General features: G+C 68.7%; 26 protein-coding genes and 1 tRNA gene. 6 read left to right on the top strand and 21 right to left on the bottom strand.

The window, feature by feature from the left end; genetic code table 11:
* Positions 1 to 12 precede the first annotated feature (12 nt).
* The 10 genes from pufC to ABD693_RS08120 form a co-directional block, all read right to left on the bottom strand.
* Positions 13 to 1152, bottom strand: a complete 1140-nt coding sequence (gene pufC / locus ABD693_RS08075; protein ID WP_344696517.1) for a photosynthetic reaction center cytochrome PufC — start codon at positions 1150 to 1152, stop codon at positions 13 to 15.
* Between the two features lie 12 nt (positions 1153 to 1164).
* Positions 1165 to 2259: a photosynthetic reaction center subunit M gene (pufM, locus tag ABD693_RS08080; protein WP_344696518.1), complete on the bottom strand. Its 1095-nt coding sequence runs from the start codon at positions 2257 to 2259 to the stop codon at positions 1165 to 1167.
* Positions 2260 to 2274: 15 nt separating this feature from the next.
* On the bottom strand, positions 2275 to 3096 hold the full coding sequence (gene pufL / locus ABD693_RS08085) for a photosynthetic reaction center subunit L (RefSeq protein ID WP_344696519.1): 822 nt from the start codon (positions 3094 to 3096) through the stop codon (positions 2275 to 2277).
* A 121-nt stretch (positions 3097 to 3217) separates the two neighbouring features.
* On the bottom strand, positions 3218 to 3433 hold the full coding sequence (gene pufA / locus ABD693_RS08090; RefSeq protein WP_344696520.1) for a light-harvesting antenna LH1, alpha subunit: 216 nt from the start codon (positions 3431 to 3433) through the stop codon (positions 3218 to 3220).
* Between the two features lie 12 nt (positions 3434 to 3445).
* On the bottom strand, positions 3446 to 3691 hold the full coding sequence (pufB, locus tag ABD693_RS08095) for a light-harvesting antenna LH1, beta subunit (RefSeq protein ID WP_344696522.1): 246 nt from the start codon (positions 3689 to 3691) through the stop codon (positions 3446 to 3448).
* 127 nt (positions 3692 to 3818) lie between these two features.
* Positions 3819 to 5261, bottom strand: a complete 1443-nt coding sequence (gene bchZ / locus ABD693_RS08100; protein WP_344696524.1) for a chlorophyllide a reductase subunit Z — start codon at positions 5259 to 5261, stop codon at positions 3819 to 3821.
* Complete coding sequence (gene bchY / locus ABD693_RS08105) at positions 5258 to 6778, bottom strand: chlorophyllide a reductase subunit Y (RefSeq protein WP_425567270.1); 1521 nt, start codon at positions 6776 to 6778, stop codon at positions 5258 to 5260. Before bchY ends, bchZ begins: the two co-directional genes overlap by 4 nt.
* A gap of 12 nt (positions 6779 to 6790) precedes the next feature.
* On the bottom strand, positions 6791 to 7771 hold the full coding sequence (locus ABD693_RS08110; RefSeq protein WP_344696526.1) for a chlorophyllide a reductase iron protein subunit X: 981 nt from the start codon (positions 7769 to 7771) through the stop codon (positions 6791 to 6793).
* On the bottom strand, positions 7771 to 8706 hold the full coding sequence (gene bchC, locus ABD693_RS08115; protein ID WP_344696528.1) for a chlorophyll synthesis pathway protein BchC: 936 nt from the start codon (positions 8704 to 8706) through the stop codon (positions 7771 to 7773). Before bchC ends, ABD693_RS08110 begins: the two co-directional genes overlap by 1 nt.
* 109 nt (positions 8707 to 8815) lie before the next feature.
* On the bottom strand, positions 8816 to 9853 hold the full coding sequence (locus ABD693_RS08120) for a methyltransferase (RefSeq protein ID WP_344696530.1): 1038 nt from the start codon (positions 9851 to 9853) through the stop codon (positions 8816 to 8818).
* A gap of 140 nt (positions 9854 to 9993) precedes the next feature.
* Between ABD693_RS08120 and crtD the strand changes: the two genes are divergently transcribed.
* Together crtD and ABD693_RS08130 are read left to right on the top strand one after the other, a co-directional pair.
* On the top strand, positions 9994 to 11535 hold the full coding sequence (crtD, locus tag ABD693_RS08125; protein ID WP_344696532.1) for a 1-hydroxycarotenoid 3,4-desaturase CrtD: 1542 nt from the start codon (positions 9994 to 9996) through the stop codon (positions 11533 to 11535).
* The gene (locus tag ABD693_RS08130; RefSeq protein WP_344696534.1) at positions 11454 to 12374 is read left to right on the top strand and encodes a hydratase; all 921 of its coding nucleotides are present in this window, start codon (positions 11454 to 11456) and stop codon (positions 12372 to 12374) included. The genes crtD and ABD693_RS08130 overlap by 82 nt, the downstream gene beginning before the upstream one ends.
* Here the strand turns inward: ABD693_RS08130 and ABD693_RS08135 are convergent.
* The 4 genes from ABD693_RS08135 to bchI are packed head-to-tail and all read right to left on the bottom strand — an operon-like array spanning position 12371 to position 15908.
* Positions 12371 to 12493: a hypothetical protein gene (locus tag ABD693_RS08135; protein WP_344696536.1), complete on the bottom strand. Its 123-nt coding sequence runs from the start codon at positions 12491 to 12493 to the stop codon at positions 12371 to 12373. The two genes, ABD693_RS08130 and ABD693_RS08135, sit on opposite strands and share 4 nt — an antisense overlap.
* The gene (gene bchO, locus ABD693_RS08140; RefSeq protein ID WP_344696538.1) at positions 12490 to 13344 is read right to left on the bottom strand and encodes an alpha/beta fold hydrolase BchO; all 855 of its coding nucleotides are present in this window, start codon (positions 13342 to 13344) and stop codon (positions 12490 to 12492) included. Before bchO ends, ABD693_RS08135 begins: the two co-directional genes overlap by 4 nt.
* A gap of 3 nt (positions 13345 to 13347) precedes the next feature.
* The gene (locus tag ABD693_RS08145) at positions 13348 to 14922 is read right to left on the bottom strand and encodes a VWA domain-containing protein (protein WP_344696541.1); all 1575 of its coding nucleotides are present in this window, start codon (positions 14920 to 14922) and stop codon (positions 13348 to 13350) included.
* The gene (gene bchI / locus ABD693_RS08150) at positions 14913 to 15908 is read right to left on the bottom strand and encodes a magnesium chelatase ATPase subunit I (protein WP_344696543.1); all 996 of its coding nucleotides are present in this window, start codon (positions 15906 to 15908) and stop codon (positions 14913 to 14915) included. The genes ABD693_RS08145 and bchI overlap by 10 nt, the downstream gene beginning before the upstream one ends.
* A gap of 123 nt (positions 15909 to 16031) precedes the next feature.
* Here bchI and ABD693_RS08155 point away from each other — a divergent pair, with 123 nt between their 5' ends.
* A complete protein-coding gene (locus ABD693_RS08155) occupies positions 16032 to 18092 on the top strand; it encodes a S46 family peptidase (RefSeq protein ID WP_344696544.1) in 2061 nt (686 codons plus the stop codon).
* A 10-nt stretch (positions 18093 to 18102) separates the two neighbouring features.
* On the opposite strand, the gene ABD693_RS08160 is transcribed toward ABD693_RS08155, so the two are convergent.
* The 3 genes from ABD693_RS08160 to purS all read right to left on the bottom strand — a co-directional run bounded on the left by ABD693_RS08160 (position 18103) and on the right by purS (position 19134).
* Positions 18103 to 18179: transfer RNA gene (locus ABD693_RS08160), tRNA-Arg, on the bottom strand.
* Positions 18180 to 18229: 50 nt separating this feature from the next.
* Positions 18230 to 18901 (bottom strand): phosphoribosylformylglycinamidine synthase subunit PurQ, encoded by a 672-nt coding sequence (purQ, locus tag ABD693_RS08165; RefSeq protein ID WP_344696546.1) that lies wholly within the window; start codon positions 18899 to 18901, stop codon positions 18230 to 18232.
* Positions 18901 to 19134 carry a phosphoribosylformylglycinamidine synthase subunit PurS gene (gene purS, locus ABD693_RS08170; protein ID WP_344696548.1) on the bottom strand — a complete coding sequence of 78 codons (234 nt, stop codon included), beginning with the start codon at positions 19132 to 19134 and terminating at the stop codon, positions 18901 to 18903. Before purS ends, purQ begins: the two co-directional genes overlap by 1 nt.
* 123 nt (positions 19135 to 19257) lie before the next feature.
* Here purS and ABD693_RS08175 point away from each other — a divergent pair, with 123 nt between their 5' ends.
* Positions 19258 to 19407 (top strand): hypothetical protein, encoded by a 150-nt coding sequence (locus tag ABD693_RS08175; RefSeq protein WP_344696550.1) that lies wholly within the window; start codon positions 19258 to 19260, stop codon positions 19405 to 19407.
* Between the two features lie 8 nt (positions 19408 to 19415).
* Here ABD693_RS08175 and ABD693_RS08180 read toward each other — a convergent pair whose 3' ends face one another.
* Genes ABD693_RS08180 through ABD693_RS08190 form a run of 3 tightly spaced genes read right to left on the bottom strand, consistent with a single transcriptional unit; the run spans position 19416 to position 22177 of the window.
* A complete protein-coding gene (locus tag ABD693_RS08180) occupies positions 19416 to 20321 on the bottom strand; it encodes an NAD-dependent epimerase/dehydratase family protein (protein ID WP_344696552.1) in 906 nt (301 codons plus the stop codon).
* The gene (obgE, locus tag ABD693_RS08185) at positions 20318 to 21367 is read right to left on the bottom strand and encodes a GTPase ObgE (RefSeq protein WP_344696554.1); all 1050 of its coding nucleotides are present in this window, start codon (positions 21365 to 21367) and stop codon (positions 20318 to 20320) included. The genes ABD693_RS08180 and obgE overlap by 4 nt, the downstream gene beginning before the upstream one ends.
* 45 nt (positions 21368 to 21412) lie before the next feature.
* The gene (locus ABD693_RS08190) at positions 21413 to 22177 is read right to left on the bottom strand and encodes a sulfite exporter TauE/SafE family protein (RefSeq protein WP_425567292.1); all 765 of its coding nucleotides are present in this window, start codon (positions 22175 to 22177) and stop codon (positions 21413 to 21415) included.
* A gap of 141 nt (positions 22178 to 22318) precedes the next feature.
* Between ABD693_RS08190 and epsC the strand changes: the two genes are divergently transcribed.
* Together epsC and ABD693_RS08200 are read left to right on the top strand one after the other, a co-directional pair.
* Positions 22319 to 23005, top strand: a complete 687-nt coding sequence (gene epsC, locus ABD693_RS08195; protein ID WP_344696558.1) for a serine O-acetyltransferase EpsC — start codon at positions 22319 to 22321, stop codon at positions 23003 to 23005.
* Complete coding sequence (locus ABD693_RS08200) at positions 23002 to 23346, top strand: DUF2794 domain-containing protein (RefSeq protein WP_344696560.1); 345 nt, start codon at positions 23002 to 23004, stop codon at positions 23344 to 23346. Before epsC ends, ABD693_RS08200 begins: the two co-directional genes overlap by 4 nt.
* On the opposite strand, the gene ABD693_RS08205 is transcribed toward ABD693_RS08200, so the two are convergent.
* The gene (locus ABD693_RS08205) at positions 23327 to 24439 is read right to left on the bottom strand and encodes a hypothetical protein (RefSeq protein WP_344696562.1); all 1113 of its coding nucleotides are present in this window, start codon (positions 24437 to 24439) and stop codon (positions 23327 to 23329) included. The two genes, ABD693_RS08200 and ABD693_RS08205, sit on opposite strands and share 20 nt — an antisense overlap.
* Between the last annotated feature and the right edge of the window lie 17 nt (positions 24440 to 24456).

Here is a 24456-nt window from a genome sequence, read left to right on the forward strand (position 1 = left end):
CGGGCCGCGCCCCTAGCGCACCGGCGCGGCGGTCTGCGCCGGCTGGTCCTTGGGGGCGTTGGGCGGACTGATCCGCGGCGCCATCGCCTGCGGCTGCCGAAGTGCCGCGACCACGCCCTGCTCGGCCGCGGGACGGGGATTGGGCACGTAGCCGGCCGGCCGCAGGTAGGGATGATCCGGGATCATCGACTTGCCGCCGAGCGGCTTGTTCAGCCCCTGATGGCAGGTCAGGCAATTGACCTGCAGCGGCTGTCCCGTCGGCCCGAGCCGGTTGGGCGGGAACACGCCCGCCCTGGCGAGCGGCAGGATGTTGTTGCCGTTGACGTCGCGCACCATGCGGATGCCGTACCAGGCGGTTGCGCGCTGGGCGCGGCTCAGCGACCAGGATCGGAAGCTCTGGCTGTTGTGGCAGAAGGTGCAATTCACCCCCAGCGCCTTCGAGACGTGCATCATGATCGCATAGCTGTCTTCGGCATTGCGCGTGCCCGACTTTTCCATGCCGGGATAAGCCGAACTCGCCTGCACCCGGACGCTCTCCGCATTGCCGCCGAGATATTGCTCGAAGACGTTGTTCGGAAGCGAGGCGTAGCCGACGTTTGCGTCGGGCGTGTTCTGCCCGCGCTTCTGCCCGCGGATGGTGTAGCGGTCGGTCGGCTTCTCGGGCGTCCAGACATATTTGGGCACTGGCTGCCCGCGGTGGCAGGTGTAGCAGGTGACCCCGGTCTGCCCCGTGTGATTCGACCATTGCGAGTTCAATGACAGCGTCATCTTGAGCATCTGGCGGGCGACCCGCTTGGTGTAGATGCTGTCGTCGGCCATGTTCGCCGGATTGTGGCAATATTGGCAATTGGCCGCGTCGCCCGCGACCCACTGGCTGATCGAGCTCATCAGGTGACCGAACTGCTCCTCGGACAGGTTGCCGAGGACCTGAATGTTCTGCCCTTGCACCTTGGGCCCGTTCGCCGCCTCGGGCGACAGCGGATAGGGTGCGGGCGGGATGTAGGCCGCCTTCTGGACCGAGCTCACGTCGGTGATCTGGTCCATGCCCGTGCCCCGGTAGCCGGTCTGCTGCGCGGCCTTGGCGCCGAGCTCGCAGCCGCTCAGCGCGACGAGGGGGAGGGTGGCGAATAGAAGGCTCTGGCCTCTGGTCATCACGTGGCTCCTCTATCGGGCCGGAACGGCGGCAGGTGGCACGGGGGCGGGTGCCGCTTCACCCACCGCATTGCCGACGGGAAGCGCACCACCGGCGACCGGGGCCTCGACCGCGCTTGGCAGGGTCACCTGATAGGGCGCCGGGAGCGGCTGCAGCGAGGGATCGGCGACATTGGTCGAAGGATAGCTCTCGGCATAATGATGCTCGACTGCCCAAAGATACCAGTTGTCGACCACGGTGCCGGTGAGCAGGATCCCGATCCCGCCCGTCAGCGTCGTCAGCACCGCGAACCACCAGGCCCAGCGGTGGACCGATTCCATCGTCGCGTTGAAGCCCATGGTCCAGCGCCAGAACAGGGCCGCCCGCTCGAGCGCGGTGCCGCGGTCGGTGATCTGCTCGATCTCGCGCTCGCCGCCGTAGCGGCTGACCGCCAGGATCGTCGCGCCGTGCATCGCGAACAGCAGGGTCGAACCGTAGAGGAATGCGATCGAAAGCGCGTGGAAGGGATTGTAGAAGAGGTTGCCGTAGCGGATCGAGAAAGCCGCGGTCCAGTCGAGGTGCGGGAAGATGCCGAACGGCACCGCTTCGGACCAGCTCCCCATCAGCGCCGGGCGGATGAAGCCAAGCACGAGGAACAGCCAGATCGCGCTGGCGAAGGCCCAGGCGACGTGGGTGCCCATGCCGAGCGCGCGGGCGCGGCGATAGGTGCGCGCCCACCACAGCAATACCGAACAGGTCAGGAAGAAGCCGGTGATGATCCACCAGCCGCCCTGCGCCAGCGGAACGAAGGGGGTGAAGCCCCATTCGGGCCCCGGCGGCTCGAGCGCGAGCCATGGCAGCTGCCGGACGAACTGGACCGGATCCCAGTTCACGCTCGCCCACATGTTGAGACCGATGATCTCGAACGCGAGGAAGCCGCAGATGAAGGAAGCGAGGCCGAGCTTGCCGAGATAGAAGGGGCCGATCTGGGCCGCGCCCAGCTTGCCCGCCCAATAACTGTAGAAACCCTTGCCGATCCGGGGATCGTTGCCGGCCGGAAGCGGCGCGCCGAATTCGGGCGCGGCCCTCAGCTGGGTCTGGGTGAAGATATTCTGATAGGCACCCATCGGATTACCTCCCCCTTAGGACCAGATCGGAAGATTGAGCCACCAGGACCACCATTCGGGCCAGCCACGGGTCCAGAAGGGGCCTGAGATGATGATGCACACGGCGCTCCAGAAGCCGGCGTTCAAGGCCAGCAGGAGGCCGAGGCGGTGGATGCCCAGAGTCCCGATCGAATAGCCGATCAGGTCGCGGAAGAAGCTGTCCTCATATTCGGGCGTCTTGACCGGCTCGCCCTTGGGGACGTTCACCGCCGACAGCACCGCACCGCCATGCATCGCCAGCGCCAGCGTCGTCGTGAAGAAGAAGCTCACGGCCAGCATGTGCGCGGGATTGTAATGGAAGTGGAGATATTGATAGCCGGTGTTGCTCACCCAATCGAGGTGGCTGAAGATGCCGTAGGGAAAGCCGAAGCCCCAGGCGCCCAGCAGCAGCGGGCGGAACACGACCAGCGTGACGTAGGCGAGGATCGCGAAGCTGAAGGCGAACGGCACATGGTAGCCGATGCCGAGCTTGCGGCAGATCTCGACCTCGCGCAGCGCCCAGCTGACGAAGGAACCGATCGCGCAGAAGGTGATGATCTGCCACAGGCCGCCTTCGCGCAACGGGGCGAGTGCCAGGCCGTAGCTGATGTCCGGCGGCGCGATCGAGATCAGCCACGGGTTCCAGGTCGGGCCGATCGCGGCGCCGTAGAGGATCAGCCCGGTGCCGAGCGAGGCGAAGAACGCCGTCAGCACGCCGAAGAAGCCGACGTAGAATGGCCCGACCCAGAAGTCGAACAGGTCGCCGCCAAGCAGCGTGCCGCCTCTCACGCGGTACTTACGCTCATAGCTGAGGATCATGGCGAAACTCTCCTGGCCCGCGTGCGCGGGGGCAAACGAAGTCGGCTTGAAATTGCCCTTGCCGGGGTCGCTCGGCGGACGGTCGAAACGCCGCCCAGCGACCCCGGTCGGGGTGACGCCTTTACTGAGCCGGCGCGGCGACCGGTGCGGCCGCCGGGGCTGCCGCTGGCGCGCTCATCGCGGCTGCGGTCGGATCGGCGGCGCGCGGGCCGTCGAGCCAGTTGAACCGGTCCGTGCTGAGCAGGATGAAGTGAATCAGCAGCGCCAGAACGAACAGGAAGGTGAACAGCGCGACCAAGGTGCGGCGCGGATCGAAAATGAGCCAAATTCTCCACATGGCTTGATCTCCTCAGGCAAACATCGAGGTGGCGATGCTCGCCAGGTGTTGCGCACCCTGGATCATCGCATGGTCGGCATAGCCATTGGCTCCGGGAAGCCAGGGCCGCCATTGCCACGCGAGGAAGTGGGCCACGATCGCGATCGCCGTGAAGATGAGAAAACTCGTCACGAAGATCTTGTGGAATTCTTTCGCTTCTTCAGGGGTCAGGTAGGTTCCCGGCCCGAAGCGATCGTCTCGCTCTCTGGTGTCGCTCATGCGTCGCTCTCCAAATTGCCCGGCATGAGAATACAGGCGCGAACGCCACCGGGCGGCTTTCTCCGCGAGCATTCCCGCCGCGAAGGGGTTGAGCCTGGGAGCCCCAGGCGAAGGGTGGGGAACAGCCTCATGCGGGCTGTTCCATCAGAATGTCGGCGAGCCGGTCGGCGGTGACCGTCCGCTCGCCCGCGGCATGGGCCGCGCGCTCGGCCGCATCGCGCAGGCGCTTGGCGGCCGAGATCCGGACGAGGACGGGCTGCGCCTCGACGATCGCGTCGAGCTTGGCCTTGGCGGTCGGGTCCCACTGCAGTTCGGCAAGGCCGCGCGAGGGCGTCGCCTCGATCCGGTCGAGTTCGCTGGCGGCCGGGATGATGTGGAAGAGCGCGTCGAACAGCGCGTTGCACACTTCCTGGAGCAGGTAGGTCGCGCCGGCATAGCCCATGAAGGGCGTGCCGGTGTGGCGGCGGATGATCGCGCCGGGGAAACTCGCCGGAATATAGGTCGTGCGCGCGCCCGCCTCGGCGAGATACATGCGCTCGTTGAAGCTGCCGAACACCACCAGCGGCGGCGCCGTCCGACAAGCCTCGATCACCGCCTGGTTGTCGGGCTTGACCCCGGCGCGGCGGGCGAAGGCGAAGCTGCAGGGGAGGCCCATGTCGCCCTCGAGGAAGGCGCGCACGCCCCGGGCGTAGGTCTCGTTCGCGTGGATGCCGAAGCTCGCGGTGCCGAAGAAGTCCTGCGTGACCGAGCGCCACAGGTCCCACAGCGGCTTGATCGTCGTGTGCTTCTCGCGTTCGATGAACGGCTGGGGGTCGAGCCCGAGCAACTCGCCCAATTGCTCGAGGAACAGCGTCGTCGAGGTCAGCCCGATCGGCGCCTGGAGATAGGGGCGGTCGAGCTCCTCACACAGCTTGCGTCCGAACTCGCGGTACATGCAGATGTTGACGCTCGCGTCGCCGAGCTTGCGAATGTCGGCGAGGTGCGTGCCGAGCGGGAAGGTCAGGTTGACCTCGGCGCCGATGCCCTCGACCAGCCTCCGGATCTCGGCGAGGTCGGACGGCATGTTGAAGGTGCCATATTGCGGGCCGATGATGTTGACCTTGGGCTTCTCGCCCTCCTTCAGCTTCTTCGGCGGCGCGACCTTCTTCGGCCCGAATTGCGTCCACAGCCAGGCGAGCGCGCGGTCGGCCGACTGCCACTGGTCCTCGTCGATGGTGCGCGGCAGGAAGCGGACGATATTGGTGCCCTCGGGCGTCACGCCGCCGCCGATCATTTCGGCGATCGACCCGGTGACGACCACCGCCGGAAGATCGGGATCGAGCGCGGCCCAGGCGCGCTTCATCGCCCCTTCGGTGCCGTCGCGGCCGAGTTCCTGCTCGGAAAGGCCGGTGACCACGATCGGCAGCTCGTGCGGGGGCAGCGCGTCGGTGTAATGGAGCACGCTCGTGACGGGCAAATTCTCGCAGCCAACCGGTCCGTCGACAATCACCTGCAGTCCCTTGACCGCGGTGAAGGCGTAGACCGCGCCCCAATAGCCGCCAGCGCGGTCATGATCGAGGATGAGCGTCATGAGCCGACCGCCTGCTCGGCCTTGGCCGCGGCGAGACGCTTGGCCGCATAACGCGCCTTGAAGTCGGGGCGGTCGACCGGGACGTCATTCCACTGCCCGGCGGCATGGCCTTCGCCGACGCCCTCGAAGAAGCGCTTCATCGACGCCATCCGGTCCTTGCCGGCGATGGCGGCATTGACGACGGTGGCGAGGCTGCCTGCACCTGCCGGGCCCATCAGCGGACGGGCGGAGATGAGGTTGGTGAAGTAGAGTGCCGGCGTGCCCTTGGCCTTGGCATGCTGGACCACCGGGGTGGTGCCGATCGCGAGGTCGGGGCGATATTCCTCGACCGCGGCGAGATCCTGCTCGAGGCTGGCGCGATACTGGATCCGGACGCCGCGCGCCTCGAGCCATTCGCGGTCGGGATCGGACCAGGCGGTGCGCGGAGCGGCGGTGCCGACATAGGGCACGTCGGCGCCGCTTTCGATCAGCAGCCGGGCGACGAGCAGTTCGGAGCCTTCATAGCCCGAGACGGTCACCCGGCCCGTGATCGGCGACCCGGCCAAGGCCCCGCGGATCGCGGGGAGGAAGCGGTTCTGCGCTTCGGCGATCCGGTCGGCGGCAATGCCGCAGGTCTCGCCGATCGCCTGAAGCCAGGCCGCCGTTCCATCGACCCCGACCGGGGCAGACCCGACGACCGGGCGGCCGGCGCCCTGAAATTCGCGGATGCTGGCGGTGTAGAAGGGGTGGATGGCGGCGACTGCGGCGCAGTCGAGCGCGGCATAGAGTTCGCGCCATTCCCGCGTCGGGACAACCGGACCGGCAACGAGGCCCAAGGGCTCGAGCATCTGCCCGATCATCACCGGATCGACCGGGAACATCTCGCCAAGCAGGGCAATCGCCGGGCGATCGGACCGCGCGCGCGGCGCGGCGACGGGACCCGCCTCGATCTCGCGACGGGCATAGGACAGCATCGCGCCGGCGAGCACGTCCTTGGCCTCGGCGTGGGTCGGAACCCCGAAGCCCGGCACGTCGATTCCGACGATCCGGACCCCGTTGATCTCCTTGGGCAGCAGCTGGAGCGGCACTCCGCTCGCCGTCGGCACACAAAGATTGGTGACGATGATGGCGTCGTAGTTCTTCGGGTCGGCGATCTCGTGGACCGCGTCGCGGATGTCCTCGAACAACTTGCCGGTGACGAGCGTCTCGGAGCTGAAGGGCACGTAGCCGACACTCCGCTTCGCCCCGTAGAAATGCGAGGTGAAGGTCAACCCGTAGACGCAGCAAGCCGAGCCCGAGAGGATGGTCGCGGTCCGCCGCATCCGCAGGCCCACGCGGAGCGAGCCGAAGGCCGGACACATGCTCTGCGGCTGGTCGTGCGGACCCTTGGGATAGTCCTTTGCGAGACCTTCGAGAAGCTCCGACTTGCCATTGGCCGTCGCTTCCGCGCTCATCCGCTCGGCCCCGGCATGGCAGCCGGATCCGTTCTCGACCTCGATCCGGTCGAGCTCGCGCGAGGAAGGCGCGGCATAGTCCATCAGCGCCGCGCCTCAGACCGCATCGTAGATCACTTCGAGGCTTGGCCTGGCGACGAACTCGCCGCCGCGCATGTCGGCCTGGGTTGCAGGCTTCAGCGAATAGTCGGCGCCCGTGATGTCGGCGCTGAACAGGCCGAGCAGACCGTCCTGGTCGAGCGGCGTCGGGCGCAGCGGCGGGGCCGTCGCGACATTTTCGGCGAGCTCCTCGAACAGGCTGCCCCACTGACCGCCGGGCATGCCGATGATCTGGTAGTTGGCGCTCTTCTTGCGGATGTCCTCGTTGGCGGGGATGGCGGTCAGCACCGGGATCCCGACCGCTTCGGCAAAGGCATTGGCCTCGCCCGTCCCGTCATCCTTGTTGAGGATCATGCCCGCGACGCCGACGTTGCCGCCGAGCTTGCGGAAATATTCCACCGCCTTGCAGACGTTGTTCGCGACATAGAGCGACTGGAGGTCGTTCGAGGCGACGACGATCACCTTCTGGCACATGTCGCGGGCGATCGGCAGGCCGAAGCCGCCGCACACCACGTCGCCGAGGAAATCGAGCAGCACGTAGTCGAAGCCCCACTCGTGAAAGCCGAGCTTCTCGAGCGTCTCGAAGCCGTGGATGATGCCGCGCCCGCCGCAGCCGCGGCCGACCTCGGGTCCGCCGAGTTCCATCGCGAACACGCCGTCGCGCTGGAAGCAGACGTCCTCGATCCTGACCTCCTCGCCGGCCAGCTTCTTGGCGGACGAGGTTTCGATGATCGTGGGGGTCGACTTGCCGCCGAACAGCAGACTGGTCGTGTCGCTCTTGGGGTCGCAGCCGATCAGCAGCACGCGCTTGCCCTGCTGGGCCATCATGTAGCTGAGGTTGGCGAGCGCGAAGCTCTTTCCCGAGCCACCCTTGCCATAGATGGCGATGATCTGGGTCTTGCTCGTCGGCTCACCGGTCGGGACCGGATCGGGCTCGATCGACGCTTCGTGGCGCAGTGCTTCGTGATGATCGAGCATCAGGCCCAGCCCCTCCAGTCGAGAACCATCTTCAGGCAGCGGCGGTCGGTGAAGGCGTGCGGATAGGCTTCCGCTGCTTCCTCGGCCGGCCGCAGGTCGGTGATCAGCCCGTCAAGGCTGAGGAGGCCGCGCGCGACGAGGGTGCGGGCGGCGTCGATGTCCTCGGGCTTCCACTCGGCCGCGACGCGAAGTCGCGCTTCGCGCATGAAGGCCGGCGGAAAGGCGAAGCGGATCGGCTGGGCGTAGAAGCCGCCGAGCACCAGTTCCCCCTGGGGCGCAAGGCGCATGATCAGGCTGTCGAGGAGCGATGCGTCGCCGCTGACGTCGACAATGGTCCGGTAGTCGCGCCGCTCGTCGGCGTCGGCGGTGGTGACGCGATACCCTTCGCCCCCGTCGGCCCGGATCGGATCATTTTCCCAGACGGTTGGTGCGGCGCCGCCGCAGGCGACCGTGAGGCGCGCGATGAGCCGGCCGAGGACACCATGGCCGACAATCAGCTCGGGCGGGTTTCCGCCTTCGATAAGATGGATCGCGGTCGCGGTCAGGGCGAACAGGATGCCGAGCTCGCCAAGCGACTCGGGCACGGGCAGCGCGCGGGCGGCGGGTACGATCAGGCGGCGGGCGGTGCCGCCGAACAGGCCGTGGGCGTCCTGGTAGCAGCGGGCGCCGGGGACGAAGACCCATTCGCCGATCCGCGCCCTGGCGTCGGGCCCGGCGTCGACGATCCGGCCGACCGACTCGTAGCCGGGGACCAGCGGATAGCCCATGCCGGGGAAGGGCGGCATCGCACCCGACCAGAGGAGTTTCTCGGTGCCGCTGCTGACGCCGCTCCACGCCACGTCGACCAGCACGTCACCGGCCCCCATCGGGGTCAGCGCCAGCTTCCTCAGGGTGAGTTGCTGGGGTGCTTCGACAATGACGGCGAGTGCGTCCATCGGCTTCCTTGCGAAGGACGGTGACGTGACAAACGACGATACGTCTGCAGCGACTGTCCCCCGACTGTTCAATGCGCTTGACACATGAGATTGTCAAGCAATGTGGACGTCAAGTGGAAGCGACAAGGCAGTGCGCGACCAGTGGCAGCGGCGTGCGGCAGGCGGATACCCTCGCGAAGCCCGCTCCTCGCAGCATTGCCCGAATTTCCGCTGCGGTCCGCGGGCGACCGGAGCGCATCGCCGCGAGATAGAAGCCGAAATAGGCGTGGCCCTCGGGCGCCCGTCCGACCTCCGCCATCGGCTCCACGATGAGCAGGCGTCCGCCTGGCGGAAGTGCCCGGCGACTCGCCTGAAGGATTGCCATGGCCGCCGCGTCGTCATGGTCGTGGAGCACGCGGACGAGACTGTGGAGGTCGTAGCCGCCGGGGAGGGGGTCGGTCAGGAAGGAGCCGGCATGCAGCCGGATCCCGTCCCTGTCGCCGATCGTCTCGATCACCGCCGGCCGATCGAACAGCCCGAGCCCGAGCGCGGGATATTCATGGCCGATCTCGCGCAGGAACGCGCCTTGGCCGCCCCCGATGTCGAGCAGGCGGACGTGGCGGGTGAAGGAGTAGGCAGCGAGCGCCTGCGCCGCGACCATCGGCTGCGTCGCGGTCATCAGCCGCGAATAGATGCGCGCTTCCTCGCCCCCGCCGGGATCGTCGTAAGTCCACAGTGACGCCAGCGCACCGGGCCCCTCCCGGCGGAGCATGGCGAGCGGATCGGCGAGGTCGGCGTAGAGCAGGCGATGGTGCCGGATCATGTCGGAGAGGCCCGGCATTCCGGCCAGCGCTCCCCCGCGCTCGCCGAGCGTCCACCGGCTTTCGGCTTCCGCGGTCAGCCCGAGCGAAGCCGCAGCCCGAAGGAGGGTCCGTGCCGACTCGATCCCAAGGCCGCTCAGCTCCGCCGCTTCCTGTTCCGAACGAGGCCGCGTCGCGAGCGCGTCGAGGAGATCGCTTTCAACGAGCGCGCTCGTCACCTGGCTGTAGACAAAGCCCGCGGTGAGATCGAACAGCGCGCGCGCATGGCGCCGCGCCTTGATGCGGGTCAGCGGGTTGGACAGGGCCCAGCGCTGGAAGGCCGAGTTTCCGACCAGGCGATTGCGCAAGAGCAGCAACCGCAGCTTCCACCCCGGCCGTGTCGAACCATCATCTAGCCGGGTGTAAAGCAAGGAAGTCTCCTGCATCTGTCAAATACAATGGACACAGGCGGCCCTTTAGGTCAACTTCGCGGGCTGGAGGTGGATGCATGCAGGAACGGGTGGCGGTGATCGGTGCCGGGATCGGCGGCCTCACCAGCGCCGTCCTTCTCGCCGCGCGCGGCATTCCCGTGACCGTGCTGGAAAAAGAAGCGCTTCCGGGCGGCAAGGTCCGCCAGCTCGCGGTCGGCGATGCCCACGTCGACGCCGGCCCGACCGTCTTCACCCTCCGCCACGTGTTCGAGGAGATCTTTGCCGAAGGCGGTGCCAGTCTCGCCGAGCGATGCCAGGTCAGAAAGGCCGACCTCCTCGCCCGCCACGCCTGGAGCGAACACGAACGGCTCGACCTGTTTGCCGATCCCGCCCGCAGCGAGGAAGCGGTCGGCGACTTCGCCGGAGCGGCCGCCGCGCGCGGCTTGCGCGACTTTCGCGCCGAGGCGAAGCGCATCTACGACATCCTCGAAACACCCTTTCTCACGAACAGCCGCGTCTATCCGCCGGGGTTGATGTGGCGGATCGGACTGTGGCGGTTGGGGGCGCTTCGCGCGATCCGGCCCTACGAGAGCCTGTGGGGCGCGCTCGGGGATCACTTCCGCGATCCTCGCCTGCGGCAGCTCTTCGCCCGCTACAGCACCTATTGCGGCTCCTCGCCTTTCGCCGCGCCCGCGACCCTCATGCTGATCGCGCATGTCGAGGCGATGGGCGTGTGGCTGATCGAGGGCGGGATGGCGGCCTTGGCTTGTGCGATGGAGCGACTTGCCCGCGAGCTCGGCGCCACCTTTCGCTACGGCGCCCGCGTGGACGAGATCCTTGTCGAGCATGGCCGCGCCTCGGCCGTTCGGCTCGCGGGAGGCGAAGTCATCCCCTGCTCGGCCATCGTCGCGAACGCCGATCCGGCCGCGATCGCCGCGGGGGTGTTCGGCCAGGCCGCGCGCCGCGCCGTTCACGCCTATCCCGTCCGCCGCCGCTCGCTGTCCGCGATGGTCTGGTGCATGGAGGCCGACAGCGAGGGCTTCCCGCTCGACCGGCACAACGTCTTCTTTTCCCCGGATTATCGCGCCGAATTCGACGCGCTCAAGGCGGGCCGCGTGCCCGAGAACCCGACCGCTTATGTCTGCGCGCTCGACCGGCCCGGCGACCCCGCTCGCGACCGATTGCAGATTATCGTCAATGCGCCGGCCAACGGCGACACGCACCCTTATGGACCCGAGGAGATCGCACGATGTGGGAAAGCCATGGAAGCGAGGCTGGCCTCGTGCGGGCTGAAGCTTCGGCAATGCGCGGAGCCGGTGGTCACCACGCCAGCGGATTTCGCACGGCTGCTGCCGTCGACGGGTGGAGCCCTTTATGGACGGGCCTCGCACGGATGGGCGGCCTCCTTCCTCCGGCAGAGCGCCCGAACGCGGATCCCTGGGCTTTATTGCGCGGGCGGGAGCACCCATCCGGGCGCGGGCGTGCCGATGGCGGCCTTGTCCGGGCGGTTGGCGGTCACGACGCTGCTGCAGGACCGTTGTTCGACCGCCCGGTCGTCCCGCGTGGCTATGCCTGGTGGTATGTCGATGCGATCTCCGACTGCGGTGCCTTCGGGCTGACGATCATCGGCTTCGTCGGCTCGGTCTTTTCCCCATTTTACAAGAAGAGCGGTCGCGGCGACCCGCTCGACCATGCCTGCCTCAACGTCGCCCTCTACGGTCCGCGCGGCGCGCGCTGGACGATGACCGAGCGCGGCCGGGGACAGGTCGAGCGCAGCCGGGACGAACTCGCCATCGGCCCCTCGGCGATGCGCTGGGAGCGTGACAAGCTCGTCATCGACATCGAGGAGCAGGCGATCTGGCTCGGCTGCCCGGTGCATCCGCCGGTTCGCGGGCAGGTGATCGTCGAGCCCGAGATGTGGAGCGGGCAGAGCTTCGCGCTCGACCCCGCCCGCCGCCACCACTGGCGCAGCATGGCGCCGCGCGCCCGGGTCAGCGTGAAAATGGGTCGGCCGGAGATAGCATGGTCGGGGAGCGGCTATCTCGATGGCAATTGGGGTAGCGAGGCGCTCGAGGACGGGTTCGCCGACTGGCAGTGGTCGCGCGCCCATTTGGGCAAGGAAGCCGCTGTTCTCTACGAAGGCGTCCGCCGCGACGGCTCGCGCTTCGCCGCCGCCCTGCGCTTCGATGCCGCAGGCCAGGCGCGGGAAGAAGAGCTTCCACTCGGCGCGCCACTCCCGCCGACCCGCTGGTTGATGGGGCGCCGCACGCGCGCCGAGCGCGGTCATGCGCGGGTGGTACGGACGTGGGAGGATTCGCCTTTCTACGCCCGCTCGGCGGTCGCCAGCCGCCTGTTCGGGCACGACGTCGTTGCGGTCCACGAAAGCCTGTCGCTCGACCGCTTCCGCTCGCCGATCGTGCAGTGGATGCTGCCCTACAAGATGCCGCGGCGGCCCTAGTCCTTGCGCCCGTCGCGGTCGCGGCGGATCTCGCGGTTGACCGACCACAATTGCCAGAAGCCGAGCCCGAGCGCGATCCCGCCGACCACCATCACTTCGATCCAGCCGTAATTGTTCATATCCCAGCCTCTTCGATCAGCCGCGCCGCGCGCGCCGGCTCTTCCTCGTGCGAGAGGTGCCCGAGGCCCGGCAGCAAGTCGAACCGCGCCTTCGCCAGTCGCGCCGCGCGCTGTGCATCGCCGACGGGTATCGCGCGATCCTCGGCACCGTGCACGATGGTCATGGGGACAGGCAGGTGCGGCAGCGCCCGTTCGAGCGCCTCGAGCCGCCAGCCCGACATCATCTCGATCGTGCCGCGGACATGATCCGCGTCGGTGAAGAGGCGCCGGTAGAGTTCCACCCCTTCGGCATCGAGCGTCGATCCGGTCGAGCGTGCGAGGAAGCGGCCGACCGGGCCCGGCTGGCGGGCGATGCCGGTGAAGACATGGGTCGCCAGCGGATTGAGGAAAAGCATCTTGGCGAGGCTTCCGAACAGGGGCGCGGCGGCCCCGCCCATCGGCAGGAGCGCGGGGCAGAAAGCGGTGATCGGCCCCGTCACCGTTCCCTCGATCGCCATCCGGCAGGCGATCGCCGCGCCGGCGCTGTGCCCGACCACCCGCGACCTCTCGCCGTTCAACGCCTTGAGCAGCGCCGCCAGCGCTTCGGCCATTCCGGCGAGCGTGAGCCCAAGCCGGGGCCGCCCCCGCGTAAAGCCATGGCCGGGTAGGTCGGGAACGATGACCTGGAAGCGTTGCGCCAGCAGCGGCGCGACGTCGCGCCAGCTGTGACTGCTCGCCCCGGTCCCGTGGAGGAGGAGTAGGGGCGGGCCTTCGCCCGACACCTGCACATGCCAGTGCAGCCCGCCGGCCTCGACGAAGCGGCTATGCTCGCGGCCCGGCCAGTCGCGCCCGTCGGTGGCGAAGTCGAGCAAGGCTCAGGCAACCAGCACGCCGGCGGCCCGCCCGACGCTGGCCCCGTCCGCGAGCGGCATGTGGAGGTAGCGGCCGTTCATGCCGCGTGCGAGGTCGGCGGCTTCCGGACGTGCGCGCGCGCCGATGTCGATCACCAGCGAGGCCGTCCCCGTCGCTGCAAGCCGCCGCGCGGCCCGGGTCGCGTCGGCCATCGCGGTCTCGCGACCGGGCGACCCGTCGAGCGCGATATTGGCGCGGCCGTCGGTCAGCAGCACGACCGATGGCGTTCGTCCCCGGGAGGCGGCCGCTTCGGCCAATTCCCGCGCCGACTCGATGCCGGCGGCCAGCGGCGTCCCGCCGCCGCCCGGCAATTCGCTCAGCAGGCGCTTGGCGCGTGTCAGCGAACGAGTGGGAGGAAGAAGGAGCGTGGCGCTTGCGCCCCTGACCGCGATCACCGCCACTTCGGCGCGCCGGACATAGCTTTGCTGGAGCAATGTCTCGGCCGCGCCCTTCGCCTCCGCCAGCCGCTGCGCCGCCGCCGATCCCGAGGCGTCGACCGCAATGATCGTCAGCGAGGCGGAGCGGCTTTCGTGGCGGCGGACGCGGAGGTCGTCGGGGCCGAGCCGGATCCGGTCGGTACGTCCGCGAAGCCGCTGCCAGGGTGCCGCCGCGCGCAGCGTGTCGAGGATCGCGAGCCGTGCGCCGCCGCCCGGCCGACCGCGCCGTGCGCCGATCGTCCGTCCTCGCAGCGGCGAGTGATTACGCGCGCCCGCGCCCTGCGGCGATTGCCGCCGGCCTGACGTGGATGCGCCGATGAGCGCGGCGAGCAAGTCGGCTGGAAGCGCCGTACGCACAGCCTCGAGAACGACATCCTCGAGCTTGCCCCGATCCTGCTGCGGCTGCTCCGCCGCGTCGGGTTCGGGCGGGGGAGGGGCGCTCTCTTCGGGCAAGCGCGTCGCGCGCGGCGCAAGCACCGTGCGCGCCGCAAACGTCAGGGCCGCGGGGTCGATGCCATCCAGCCCCCGTGCCTCCGCATGCGCCCGTGCCGCGCGGAAGGCGAACAGGTCGGCGCGCGCCGAGGCGATGCCCAGCATGACGCTGCTCGTCGCGATGGCTTCGATCGCCTCGTCGTCGTTCATGACGTCGCCATCATGCTCCGGGCGCTCGTCGCCGCTTCCGCCAAGGAAATGAAAGGCTACGCGCTCGGTCAACGTCGTCGGCGCGCCGGGTTCGTCGCCTTGGCCCCGGTCGAGCAGGATCAGCGCCGGCCCGCCCGAATCAAGCGCGGCCGCGATCCGTCCCGCGGTGCCGGTCTCAAGGCGTTCGGCGCCGCTCACCATCAGGCACGACCCGATCGTCTCGCTCAGCAACCCCGGCCGATGCACCGGCCTTCCCGCCGCCAGCGTGGCGCCGACGTCAAGCCCGCCGACCAGCCGCTCCTCGTCGATCCGGCACGGCAGCTTGCGCCGCTTGTCGTGGGGGAGGAGGTCCCACACGCCATCCTCGTCTTCGACGCCCTTCAGCCAGATCCCGCCGAACCGCTCCGGCCGCGCCGCGACCAGCCGCGCCGCCATCTCCAGATCGCGGCTCAGTCCCACAGCTCGGCCATCGCCCGCTCGATGCGCGTGGCCGGGCCGGTTTCGTCGAGGACATTGCGGCGGAGGCGATGACGAAGCGCGAGCGGCGCGACCGCGCGCAGGTGGCTTCGCCCGACCGCGGTCTCGCCCTCGAGCGCCGCCAGTGCCCTTGCCGCGCGGATCAAGGTCAGCTCGCCGCGGAGACCGTCGGCGCCGACTGCCATGCACAATTGCGCAGCGTCGGCCAGCGTCGCGTCGGGCACGGCGATTTGTCCGAGCAGCGCATGCCCGGCGGCGATCTGCTGCAGGACCTTGCGCTCCTTGCGCTGCCACTTGCTCCGGAAGCTCATCGGATCGCGCTCGTGCGCATCGCACCGCCGCATGATCTCGATCCGGTCCTCGAGCTTCTGCGGCGTCTTCACATCGACCGACAGGCCGAAGCGGTCGAGGAGCTGCGGCCGAAGCTCACCCTCCTCAGGATTGCCGCTGCCGATCAGCACGAAGCGCGCGTCGTGCCGGACGCTCATGCTCTCGCGCTCGACCACATTCTCCCCGCTTGCCGCCGCGTCGAGCAGCAGATCGACGAGATGATCCTCGAGCAGGTTGATCTCGTCGATGTAGAGGAAGCCGCGATTGGCCTTGGCGAGCAGCCCGGGCTCGAACGCTTTCTCGCCCGCGACCAGCGCCCGCTCGATGTCGAGCGCGCCCGTCACCCGGTCCTCCGTCGCCCCCAGTGGCAAGTCGACGAAGGGAACCGCCATGCGGTCGATCTTGCCGTTGCCGCCATGACTGCATTTCGCGCCCTTGGGGTCGCAATTGAAGCGGCAGCCCGCGACCACGTCCATTGGCGGAAGGAGATTGGCGAGCGCGCGGGCGGCGGTGGATTTGCCCGTCCCCCGGTCGCCGAACACCATCACCCCGCCGATGCGCGGCTCGACCGCGGCGATCAGCAGCGCCCGCTTCATCTCGTCTTGGCCGACGATGGCGGAGAAGGGGAAGGCGCCCATGATGCTCCAGTGTCAACGCTGCTTCACACACGCTATCGTCAATGCATCCGCCGGTCCAGTGCCGCCTCACTTGCCGACCCCGCCCTCTGTGATACGGAGCCTCAACCCTGGAGGAGTTTGCCCGTGCGTCATTCCCGTCTGCTGATCGCCACCGCCCTGACCATGATCCCGGCGGCGGCCGCGGCCGAAGAAGGCATGTGGACCTTCGACAATTTTCCGATCGCTGCGGCTAATCGCGATCTCGGCACGTCAATCGACCAGAAGTGGCTCGACAAGGTCCGGCTCGCCTCGGTCCGGATCGGCGGTGCGTCGGGCGGGCTGGTCTCGCCCGATGGCCTCGTCCTCACCAACGAACATGTCGCCTCGGGCTGTGTCGAGGATCTCTCGACGCCTGAGCGCAATTACGTCCAGACGGGCTTCACCCCGCAGTCGCGCGCCGAGGAGCGCAAGTGCCCGGGCACCGTGGCCGAGGTGCTGACCGCCATCACCGATGTGACCGCGCGGATGCAGGCCGCGGGCGCGGGCCTGTCCGGCGAGGCCTTCACCCGCGCCCGCTCGGCGGAGGCGGGCAAGATCGAGGCCGAGGCCTGCGGCGCCGACAAGAGCCGCCGCTGCCAGGTCGTGACGCTCTATCGCGGCGGCCAGTTCAAGCTTTACACCTATCGCCGCTACACCGACGTCCGTCTTGCCTTCGCGCCCGAGCATCGTGCCGCGGCCTTCGGCGGCGACCTCGACAATTTCGCCTTTCCGCGTTTCGCGGTCGATGCCGCCTTCCTTCGCCTTTACGAGAACGGCCAGCCGGTGAAGACGCCGGGCTACCTCCGCTGGAATGCCGCCCCGCCGCAGGAGAACCAGCCGGTGTTCGTGTCGGGCAGCCCCGGCGCGACGCAGCGGCTGCTGACGCAGGCGCAGCTGCGCACCGTGCAGGACGTGACCCTCCCGCTCGAACAGCTCATCAACAGCGAGCTTCGCGGGCGCCTGCTGCAGTTCGCCGCGCAGAACGAGCAGAATGCCTTCGTTGCGGGTCAGGCCATTTCGGGCATCGAGAACACCTACAAGCGCGGCTTCGGGCGCCAGCAGTCGCTGATCGACCAGCGCTTCATGGCCGGTCGTGCCAAGGCCGAAGCGGAGTTCCGCGCCCGCGTCGCGGCCGACGCGGCACTGCGCCAGTTGATCGGCGATCCGTGGACCGAGCTTGCCAACCTCCAGCCCGAGGTCGCGCGCCTGTATCCGGGCTATTACATGCTCGAAGGCCGCGCCGGCGGTGGCTCGCAGCTCTACAACTGGGCCGAGGACCTCGTTCGCGGCGCGATCGAAAAGACCAAGCCGAGCGGCGAGCGCCTGCCCGAATATGGCGACGCGCGCCTCGCCGCGGTCGAGAACGGGTTGCTCGCGACCCGCCCGACCTACCCCGCGCTCGACGAGGTCCAGCTCGCCTGGTGGCTGTCGAAGACCCGCGAGATCCTGACCGTTGACGATCCCCGCATCGCGCAAGTGCTCGGCAAGGAATCGCCCGAAGGCCTCGCCGCCCGGCTCGCGCGCGGGACGAAGCTCGGCGACCCGGCGGTCCGCAAGGCGTTGTGGGACGGCGGGCTGCCCGCCATCAAGGCCTCGACCGACCCGCTGATCCAGTTCCTCCTGCGGATCCAGGACGTCACCCGCGCGACCCGCACCGAATATGAAGCCAAGGTGCAGGCCCCCACCGACCGCGCAAGCGAGGCGCTGGCCAAGGCGCGCTTCGCGGTATTCGGCACCAGCCTCTATCCCGACGCGACGGGCACGCTTCGCCTGACCTACGGGCGCTTGCGTGGCTGGACCTATCAGGGCCGCGTCATCCCCTATGCGACGACCTTCGGCGGGTTGTGGCAGCGCGCGACCGGCGCCGAGCCGTTCGACGTCGCCCCCCGCCTGCTGGCTGCCAAGGACAGGATCCCGGCTTCGACAATCCTCGATGTCGCCGCCTCCACCGACACGATCGGCGGCTCGTCGGGCTCGCCCGCGATCAACGCCAAGGGCGAGATCATCGGCGCGAACTTCGATTCGACCGTGCTCACGCAGCGCAACGCCTATGGCTACGACCCCGAGCTCAACCGCAGCGTGCTGGTCACCACGACCGCCATCACCGCGGCGCTGCGCCACGCTTATGGCCAGAGCCATTTGCTCGCCGAACTGGGCGTTCGCTAGGCGGAAAGGGTGGCGCGCCCGGCAGGACTCGAACCTGCGACCACGAGCTTAGAAGGCACGTGCTCTATCCAGCTGAGCTACGGGCGCCCGATTCCCCGCTAGGCGGGAGCGGGCCCGGGCTCAAGCGCCGAGCGTGATCAGGCGGTCTGAAGTGCGCCCAGCAGGCTCTCGAACAGGCGCCGTCCGTCCTCGTTGCCATGCGCAGGCTCCGCCGCCCGCTCGGGGTGCGGCATCATGCCAAGGACATTCCCCGCGTCGTTGACGATCCCGGCGATGTCATTGGCCGATCCGTTCACGCGGTCGGCGTAACGGAAGGCGACCCGGCCCTCGCCCTCGATCCGCGCGAGCGTCTCGGCATCGGCCTGGAAATTGCCGTCGTGATGCGCGACCGGAATGGTGATCGCCTCGCCCGCCTCATAGCCGCGGGTGAAGATCGTCTGGTTGTTGGCGACCGTCAGCGGAACCGAGCGGCAGACGAAGCTCAGGCCCGCGTTGCGCATCAGCGCGCCCGGCAGGAGCCCCGCCTCGGTCAAGACCTGGAAGCCGTTGCAGATGCCGAGCACCGGCGTGCCCTTGGCCGCGGCCTCGACCACCGACTGCATCACCGGCGAACGCGCGGCCATCGCGCCCGAGCGCAGATAGTCGCCATAGGAAAAGCCGCCCGGGACGGCGATCAGGTCGAGGCCTTCGGGAAGGCCCGTCTCGCGGTGCCAGACCATGGTCGGCGCGACGCCCGTGATCCGCTCGAGCGCCACCTGCAAGTCCCGGTCGCAATTGGAGCCGGGGAAGACCAGCACCGCGCTCTTCATCAGGCGACTCGCTCGATCCGGAAGTTCTCGATCACGGTGTTGGCGAGGAGCTTGCGGCACATGTCCTCGATCGCGCCGTCGTCGACGCTTTCGTCGACGTCGAGCTCGATCAGCTTGCCCGCGCGCACGTCATTGACCCCGGCGAAGCCGAGGCCTTCCAGCGCATGGTGGATCGCCTTGCCCTGAGGATCGAGCACACCGTTCTTGAGGGTCACCAGCACCCGCGCCTTCATTGCCGCATCACTCCCGAAAGCCGATGCCCGCGCCTATGGACAATGGGTAAGGGTTGAGCAAGCATTCCGGAGCGACAAGATCGGTCGCGGGCGAAGAACGATGCTCGGGGTGAGGGGATTTCCATGGCCTATTTCGCAACGGCATTGTTCCTCGGCCTGTTCATGGTCGGGCCGACCTACTTCGGCTGGCCCGATCCCGGCGGCAAGGTGTCGGTCGCGCTGATGACCGCCTTCCTCCTCGGCGCGGTCGCGGGCTACAAGGCGAAGGGCTGACCGTCCGGCTAGAGCCAGCCGTTGCGGCAATACCAGTCGGCGGTGTCCTTGAGGCCGGTCGCGGTCTCGACCTCGGGGCGCCACAGGTCGGCCGACGGGCGCCGTGCCGGGTCGATCGTCCAGTCCGGATGGCAGAAATAGGCCGCGCGGTCGGAGGTCAGCTTGGCCTTGTCGCGCCGGAGCAGCCCGTCGAGCTTCGCGCCCATCCGGATGATCCCCGCCGGCACCGAAAGCGCCATCGCGCGCCGCGACTGCGCGGTCGCCAAGGCCTGCGCGAACTCGCGGTGACTCCAGCCGCCTTCGCGCCCGTCGTCAGCCTCGACCAGCAATTGCGAGGGCGCGGCCGGATCGGCGAGCGCCAGCAACAGCCGCGAGAGGTCGTCGGCGTGGATCAGGCTCAGCCGGCCCTTGGGCGGAAGCGGGACGAAGCCGAGCCGGGCGGCCTTGAACAGTTCGAGCGTCTCGCGATCGCCCGGGCCATAGACCGCCGGCGGCCGGACGATCGCCCAGTCGAGCCCGCTGCGCTCGACCAGTTCTTCCGCCTTGCGCTTCGACGCGCCGTAGAGCGACAGGCTCGGTTCGCGCGCTGCCAGGCTGGACACATGGACGAAGCGGTGGACGCCGGTCGCGGTCGCCGCCGCCAATACCGCCAGCGTGCCCGTGACATTGCCCGCCTCGAAGCCCGCCGCATCGGGCGCGTTGATGACGCCCGCGACGTGGATGATCGCATCGGCCTGCTCGACCAGCCGCTGCAGCGCCTGCCGGTTGTCGAGCGCGCCCTGCACCCACGTCACGCCCGCACGTTCTTCCTGCGAACGGCGGGTGAGGGCGGTGACCTCATGACCCTGCCTGACGGCAAGCCGGAGGAGGCGGCCGCCGACGAACCCCGTCGCGCCCGTGATCGCCAGCTTCACAGCGGCGACCAGGCCTTGGCAGGAGCGTCCTCATCGTCGTCGGCTTGCGGGTCGCTCGAGTCGTCGACCCGCTCGAGCAGGGCGTCGAGCACCGCATCGAGACCCTGCCGAGACGGCGAGGATAGCGCAAAGACCGGACGGCCGCTCTCGGCTTCGAGCTCGGCGGACAAGGCCGCGACGAGTTCGGCGTCGATCGTGTCGACCTTGTTGAGCGCGACCACCACCGGCTTGTCGGTGAGGTCGGCACCATAGGCCTCGAGCTCGTCGCGCACGATCCGGTAGCTGGTCGCGACATCCTCGTCCTGGCAGTCGACGAGGTGCAGCAGGACCTTGGTTCGCTCGATATGGCCGAGGAAGCGGTCGCCGATCCCGGCGCCGTCGGCCGCGCCCTCGATGAGGCCCGGAATGTCGGCCACCACGAACTCGCGCTGGCGATGACTGACAACGCCAAGCTGCGGCCGGAGGGTGGTGAAGGCATAGGCGCCGACCTTGGCGTCCGCGTTCGAGACCGCGTTGATGAAGGTTGACTTGCCGGCATTGGGAAGCCCGACGAGCCCGACGTCGGCGAGCAGCTTCAGCCGCAGCCAGACATACATCTCCTCGCCCGGCCAGCCCTTCTGGTGCTGGCGCGGCGTGCGGTTGGTCGAGGTCTTGTAGCTGGCATTGCCGCGCCCGCCGTCACCGCCTCGCAGGAAGACGATCTTCTCGCCCTCCTTGGTGAGGTCGGCGAGCAGGCTGCGCTCCTCGTCGTCGGCGAGGATCTGCGTCCCGACCGGCACCTTGATGACGAGGTCATCGCCGCCCGCGCCGGTGCGGTTCGAGCCGGCGCCGCCCTTGCCGCGCGGGGCCCGGAAGTGCTGGGTGTAGCGGAAGTCGATCAGCGTATTGAGGCCGTGAACGGCTTCGAAGATGACGTCGCCGCCCTTGCCGCCGTTACCGCCGTCGGGGCCGCCATATTCGATATATTTTTCGCGCCGGAAACTGACCGCGCCCGGCCCGCCCGCGCCCGATCGGACGAAGATCTTTGCCTGGTCGAGAAAATGCATGGGCGGGCATGTAGTCTCACTTGCCCCGAAAGACCATGCTCCCGCTCAGCTGATCAGCCGCCACAGCCCCCAGCCGCTGGTCGCGGTCAGCACCACGCCCACCAGCACCAGCAGTTTGTCGGCCTCGATCCGCTTCGCCATCACCGCCCCGAGCGGCGCGGCGAGCACCCCGCCAATCAACAATCCGACGATCGTCGTGGTGAACGCTTCCCAGCCGAGCGTCACCAGGAAGGTCGCGCTGATCGTGAGCGTCAGGAAGAATTCGGCGGTGTTGACCGTGCCGATGGTGAAGCGCGGCTCGGCGCCCTGGACCATGAGGTTGCTCGTTACCACCGGTCCCCAGCCGCCGCCGCCCGCCGCATCGAGGAACCCGCCGACGAGCCCGAGCGGCGCCACGACCCGCGGCTCGCGCAGCACGTGCCGGTGGGTCCAGCCGCGCCAGAAGAGATAGAGGCCGAGCAGCAGCAGATAGGAAAGGACGAACGGCCGCGCCGCGTCGGCGTGGATGTTGCTCAGCACATAGGCGCCGATCACCCCGCCAATGACGCCCGGGACGACGATCCGCCCGAACAGCTTCCAGTCGACGTTACGGTGCGCGACATGGCTGACCGCGCTGATCCCGGTGGTGAAGGTCTCGGCGGTGTGGACCCCGGCGCTGGCGACCGCGGGCGGGACGCCCATGCCGACCAGAAGGGTCGAGCTGATCGTGCCATAGGCCATGCCGAGCGCCCCATCGATCAGCTGCGCGGCAAAGCCGATCAGGACGAAGGGGAGGAGAACGGACGGATCGGCGACAAGCTCGGCGAGGATGACGTCGGCCTCCGGTTGTGGAGCGACCCGCATGCCTGAGGCTGCTGGCAGGGAAAAGAGCGAGCCCGGGCGAATTCTTTGCAACCGCGCCGGGAAGACATACATTCACGCCGAACAGTCAATCACCAAGGACGCGCCACGTTGGCTCTGGCCCTGCTCGAATATCTTGACAGCGTGAAGGAACGGGACCCCGCCGCGCGCAGCCGCTGGGACGTCATCCTGTACCCGGGCGCCTGGGCGCTCCTCTACCATCGCATCGCCCACTGGCTGTGGGTCGGCAAGCTCACCTGGCTCGCCCGCTTCGTCAATCACTTCAGCCGCTTCATGACCGGGATCGACATCCATCCCGGGGCGACCATCGGCAAGTTCTTCTTCATCGACCATGGCTTCACCGTGATCGGCGAGACCGCGACCATCGGCGACAACGTCACCATCTATCAGTGCGTCACGCTGGGCGGGACCAACCCCTCGACCGGTGTCGGCGGCAAGCGCCACCCGACGCTCGAGGACAATGTCGTGATCGGCTCGGGCGCGCAGGTGCTCGGTCCCATCACCGTCGGCGCCGGCGGCCGGGTCGGCGCCAATTCGGTCGTGACCAAGGACGTCCTTCCGAACACCACGGTGGTCGGCATCCCGGCGCGTCCGGTGCCGGTCGACCTGGTCCATTACAGCCCCGGCTTCATCCCCTACGGGACGCCATGCGGTGAGGACGTCGATCCCGTCCGCGCCCGCCTCGCGACCATGGAAGAAGAGCTCGCCGAGCTCCGAGCCGAGCTCGCCAGCCTCAAGACGCGGCAGCGGCCGCGGCCGGAGAGCAAGGTTTCGTGAGCAGCGTCACCCCCTTTCCGGGGCGCGTCGATCGCAATGCCGTGACTGCCTTCGACCGGCTCGAACTGACCAGGATCCTCGACCTCTACGGCCGGATGGTCGCGGCCGGGCACTGGCGCGACTATGCGATGCAATTCGCCCCCGACCTCGCCAGCTTCGCCGCCTTCCGCCGCGCGACCGAGCGGCCCGAGGTCCGGATCGAAAAACGCCCCTCGCTTCGTTCGAAGCAAGGGGCGTGGGCGTTGGTGTCGGAGCATGGTGCCGTGCTCAAGCGGGGGCACGAGCTTGGTCCCGTGCTCGCCCCGCTCGAGCGCCGGCTGATCAAGCTGGTCGCGGAATAGCCCGGCTGCCGGTCGCCGGCAGGTAAGACCGCAGGCCCCCCGGAAGCATCTCGACCACCGCCGCGCGGGCCTGGTGCCAGAAGGCCGACAGGAGCAGCAGCGCCGAGCCGATCACCAGCGCGGTGAGCGCGATGTTGAGGCTGACCGCCCCGAACTGGCGGAACAGCTCGTTCAGCGCGAACAGCACATAGGCCAGCGCCGAGACCAAGAGGGCGCGGCGATCGATCGCCAAGGCGGCGACACCCAGCAGCACGTAGATAGCGACCACCGTCAGGCCTTCGCCGACGGTCGCATTGCCGTCGTTCAGCCCGAGCAGGGTGAAGACCGGGTGCACGATCATCGGCGCCGCAAGCAAGTGAAGCCAGAAGGCGACGTCCGAGCGCCGGGTGACGCGGGCCGGATCCGAACTGTCCCAGCGCATCGCGTAGAGGAACACGCCGACGCCGAGCAGAAGCACCGCGCCGAGGAGGAAATCCTTGAGCGCTGGCACGTTGCCGATCGCCGAGGCGAGCAGGGCGACCACGATCCCCGCGACCGAGGCGGCGCCGGCGGCGACCGTGATCGGCACGCGGAACCGCTTCCAGTGGACAAAGGCGGCGAGCGCCCCGACCGCCGCGGCCGTGGCGGCGATCATGCCCGCGACGACTTCACCGCCGTCGTTGGGCCCGTCGAAGCGCTGCTCGCCGACCGCGATCACGCCGGTGAAGCCGACCGCGGCGACCACGCCGCCGACGAACGCGAGCAGGAGGAGGATCGAGGGCAGCGCCATGCGCCGCCTGGCCGTGAAGAACATCGCCAGCCCCCAGGCGGTCGCGGCGATCGCGGCCGGGGCGAGCGGGGAGGGACCATCGGTATCGACATGGAAGCCAAGGCTCTGCCCGATGCTCTGGCCGAGGAAGCCGACCGCAAACAACAGGATCGCTGCGGCGACCGACACGAAGATGTCGTTGAAGCCGGTGATCAGCCGGAAATGCTCTTCGTCGGCCCCCGGCGCGCTGCGCTGGTTATCGACATAGGCCCGAAGGGCAGTCGCCGATTCGGGCGTGATCGCCCCGGCGGCGACCGCCTCGTCGAGGTCGTTCTGCGTGTACATGAAAACACCTCCCTGTT

The organism is Sphingomonas rosea (genome assembly GCF_039538065.1).
Classification (GTDB): Bacteria; Pseudomonadota; Alphaproteobacteria; order Sphingomonadales; family Sphingomonadaceae; genus Sphingomicrobium; species Sphingomicrobium rosea.

Excerpts from the sequence above, each read along its gene's own strand:
- bchI (WP_344696543.1), bottom strand. The coding sequence starts at position 15,908 with ATGGGCGCCTTCCCCTTCTCCGCCATCGTCGGCCAAGACGAGATGAAG.
- pufB (WP_344696522.1), bottom strand. The coding sequence starts at position 3,691 with ATGAGCGACACCAGAGAGCGAGACGATCGCTTCGGGCCGGGAACCTAC.
- ABD693_RS08205 (WP_344696562.1), bottom strand. The coding sequence starts at position 24,439 with ATGTACACGCAGAACGACCTCGACGAGGCGGTCGCCGCCGGGGCGATC.
- pufM (WP_344696518.1), bottom strand. The coding sequence starts at position 2,259 with ATGGGTGCCTATCAGAATATCTTCACCCAGACCCAGCTGAGGGCCGCG.
- pufC (WP_344696517.1), bottom strand. The coding sequence starts at position 1,152 with ATGACCAGAGGCCAGAGCCTTCTATTCGCCACCCTCCCCCTCGTCGCG.
- crtD (WP_344696532.1), top strand. The coding sequence starts at position 9,994 with ATGCAGGAACGGGTGGCGGTGATCGGTGCCGGGATCGGCGGCCTCACC.
- ABD693_RS08110 (WP_344696526.1), bottom strand. The coding sequence starts at position 7,771 with ATGCTCGATCATCACGAAGCACTGCGCCACGAAGCGTCGATCGAGCCC.
- pufA (WP_344696520.1), bottom strand. The coding sequence starts at position 3,433 with ATGTGGAGAATTTGGCTCATTTTCGATCCGCGCCGCACCTTGGTCGCG.
- purQ (WP_344696546.1), bottom strand. The coding sequence starts at position 18,901 with ATGAAGAGCGCGGTGCTGGTCTTCCCCGGCTCCAATTGCGACCGGGAC.
- obgE (WP_344696554.1), bottom strand. The coding sequence starts at position 21,367 with ATGCATTTTCTCGACCAGGCAAAGATCTTCGTCCGATCGGGCGCGGGC.
- bchZ (WP_344696524.1), bottom strand. The coding sequence starts at position 5,261 with ATGACGCTCATCCTCGATCATGACCGCGCTGGCGGCTATTGGGGCGCG.
- bchY (WP_425567270.1), bottom strand. The coding sequence starts at position 6,778 with ATGGACTATGCCGCGCCTTCCTCGCGCGAGCTCGACCGGATCGAGGTC.
- ABD693_RS08175 (WP_344696550.1), top strand. The coding sequence starts at position 19,258 with ATGGCCTATTTCGCAACGGCATTGTTCCTCGGCCTGTTCATGGTCGGG.
- ABD693_RS08135 (WP_344696536.1), bottom strand. The coding sequence starts at position 12,493 with ATGAACAATTACGGCTGGATCGAAGTGATGGTGGTCGGCGGGATCGCG.
- purS (WP_344696548.1), bottom strand. The coding sequence starts at position 19,134 with ATGAAGGCGCGGGTGCTGGTGACCCTCAAGAACGGTGTGCTCGATCCT.
- bchC (WP_344696528.1), bottom strand. The coding sequence starts at position 8,706 with ATGGACGCACTCGCCGTCATTGTCGAAGCACCCCAGCAACTCACCCTG.
- pufL (WP_344696519.1), bottom strand. The coding sequence starts at position 3,096 with ATGATCCTCAGCTATGAGCGTAAGTACCGCGTGAGAGGCGGCACGCTG.